Raw genomic sequence first — 2,213 nt, 5'->3', positions numbered from 1 at the left:
CAACTCCGATCCCGCGGCGATCACGAACGCGGTCAGCGCCGGGCAGGTGCAGGCCGCGTACATGTTCCAGCCGTCGGACATCGTGGCCGCGGTCGAGACCGGGCTCACTGCCGTCCCCCGGTTGTCGCCCGACTCCCCGTGGATCTGGGTGGTCAACTCGGGGACCGGACCGCTCGCCGACTTCCGCGTCCGGGAGGCCCTGCAGATGGGCCTGGACTCGACGACCCTGAACGACGTCCTCTACCGGGGCGCCGGCACGATCCTGGATCCCCGCACCCTCCTGCCGCATGCCTCGCCGTACTACGACGTGTCGGCCACTGTGCCGGCCTTCGACCCGGACGCGGCGCAGAAGCTGATCGACGAGGTCGCGGCGGAGAACGGGGGGCCCATCGTCATCCGGCACCTGGTGAGCGCCGCCAGCCTTCGCGATGCAGTGGCGCTGCAGACCGCATACAGCCGGTACTCCAACCTGGACTACAAGATCGAACAGGTGCAGTCCGGTGACTATCCGGCGAAGATGATCGCCCGCGAGTACGACATCGCGCTGTGGACGTGTGGGCGTGATGTCGCCGGGCAGAGCGTGCTGCAGTACATCGACTGCTTCCTCAGCACGTCGCCGTCCAACATCACCGGCTTCAGCGACCCGGATCTCGACGTCGTCCTGAACAAGGCCCAGTCGGCCACCAACCAGGAGGAACGCGCGAACGCCATGCGGGCCGTGCAGGCAATCCTGGCCAAGGAACTGCCCGCGCTCTGGTCCGGGGTGACCCTGCCCGACAGCAATGGCTGGCTCATCGCCGACGGCGCCACCGGTCTCACGGACGCCTACCCGGGAGGTGTCTTCCTGTCTGACCTGGGTCTGACAGGCTGATCTGCCGGGTAGTCGAGAACGCACTGTAGAGACGGGGGCTGCGCATCAGCGCAGTCCCCGTCTCCCCGTGTCGACGACGCCCGGCTTGATCCTTGACCTTGATGCGCCGGGACTGACGAGTCCGTGTATGTCGTGCGGCGTGCCGGCGCGACGTGGGGCGGCCTCGCTCGAGCCTCTTCGGGTTCCTCTCACGCAACGCCGAAGACGAGAGCGATGGCCGCGATGTCGAGTCGGGCTCATACGCGGACCGCGCGGGCGGAAGCCCCGTCAGCTTCGTGATCAAGCCCGATGGGGGCTTGCTGCCGGGTACTCGTCGTGGTCAACCGACCGGCCCTGCGGCACAAGGGGCCGACGGTCTTGGCGGTCCACGACAGCGGGACGACGCCGGTCCGCGGGATCGCCCCGCTCGTCGGCTTGAGCCCGGTCAGCCCGCACCAGGCCCGATCGGCCCGCGGACCGCCGCGGTCGCACGCTCGCCGGGCATCGAGGTGGCCTACCTGCAGCTCGGTCGAGGGCGAGACACAGCGTGGCAACCATGCTCTGACTGTTCTTGTCGGCGTTCGCCGGCCTCACGACCCGACCAGCCGCGCCTGCTACGACGGCGAAGGAGCCGCGTAGCACCGCGTGACCATGTCGCCGGAGCGATCGAGGACGTCATCGGCGTCGCCACCCACCGGGACACCCTCGCCGCCGCGGCGATCACCTCGATCGGGGCAACGCTGGGCAGTCCCCCCGGTGCCGACTCAGCAGGAGTGGCGGTCACGCCCCGGGTCCTTCCGGACCCGGTCGATCCGCAGCAGAGTGCCGTCGAGGATGACGAACGCCTCGGCCTCGATCACTGCTACGGCCTTGGCGGCAGAGGGGCGCGCCACCGCGGCGAGTAGCTCGACCGCCTCGGCGACGCAGCGGAACGCAGTGGTCGTGCCGATCCGTGTCCGGCGGCGAGCCCGGCGTAGATCTCGCTCTCGCGCAGGTGTGCGATCACGCGGATCGCCTGGTCCCCACAGGACAGGAAGCCAACCGAAGCACCTGGCCAGGTGTTACTGATCTGGTCAATCGCCCGTCCACCAGGAACGTCACGCATTCCGGTGATGTGGTGCCGCAGGGTGCCCAACCTGCTCTCCACCAGGTTGGAGGGGGCTCGATGGCCCACGGCGGCGGCCCTCGGACCGCCGGCGACCGAGTTTCCGTCCCCTCCGCCTTCTACCGCACCAGATAGTGCACCTGCCTAACTTATCTGAGATGATTCGTGGGCTGCAGCCCATCCCTCCGTCACCAGGAGTCCTCAGTGACGAGCAAGACGCGCCCGACCGTGTTCGAGCCACAGGCCCGACCGCACCTG

3 protein-coding genes are annotated in these 2,213 nt (G+C 68.8%); 1 reads left to right on the top strand and 2 read right to left on the bottom strand.

Annotation, left to right across the window (positions count from 1 at the left end):
• A partial coding sequence (locus tag TOK_RS22965; protein WP_141566507.1) for an ABC transporter substrate-binding protein occupies positions 1-871 on the top strand: 871 nt, incomplete at its 5' end.
• A gap of 236 nt (positions 872-1,107) precedes the next feature.
• On the opposite strand, the gene TOK_RS34380 is transcribed toward TOK_RS22965, so the two are convergent.
• Both TOK_RS34380 and TOK_RS34790 read right to left on the bottom strand, forming a co-directional pair.
• Positions 1,108-1,404 (bottom strand): amidase family protein, encoded by a 297-nt coding sequence (locus TOK_RS34380; protein ID WP_098960081.1) that lies wholly within the window; start codon positions 1,402-1,404, stop codon positions 1,108-1,110.
• A 210-nt stretch (positions 1,405-1,614) separates the two neighbouring features.
• A complete protein-coding gene (locus TOK_RS34790) occupies positions 1,615-1,743 on the bottom strand; it encodes a hypothetical protein (protein ID WP_256388000.1) in 129 nt (42 codons plus the stop codon).
• Between the last annotated feature and the right edge of the window lie 470 nt (positions 1,744-2,213).

Origin of the sequence: Pseudonocardia sp. N23, assembly GCF_002583555.1 — a bacterium.
In the GTDB taxonomy this organism is placed as follows: domain Bacteria; phylum Actinomycetota; class Actinomycetes; order Mycobacteriales; family Pseudonocardiaceae; genus Pseudonocardia.
This window is presented reverse-complemented; position numbering and strand designations above follow the sequence as displayed.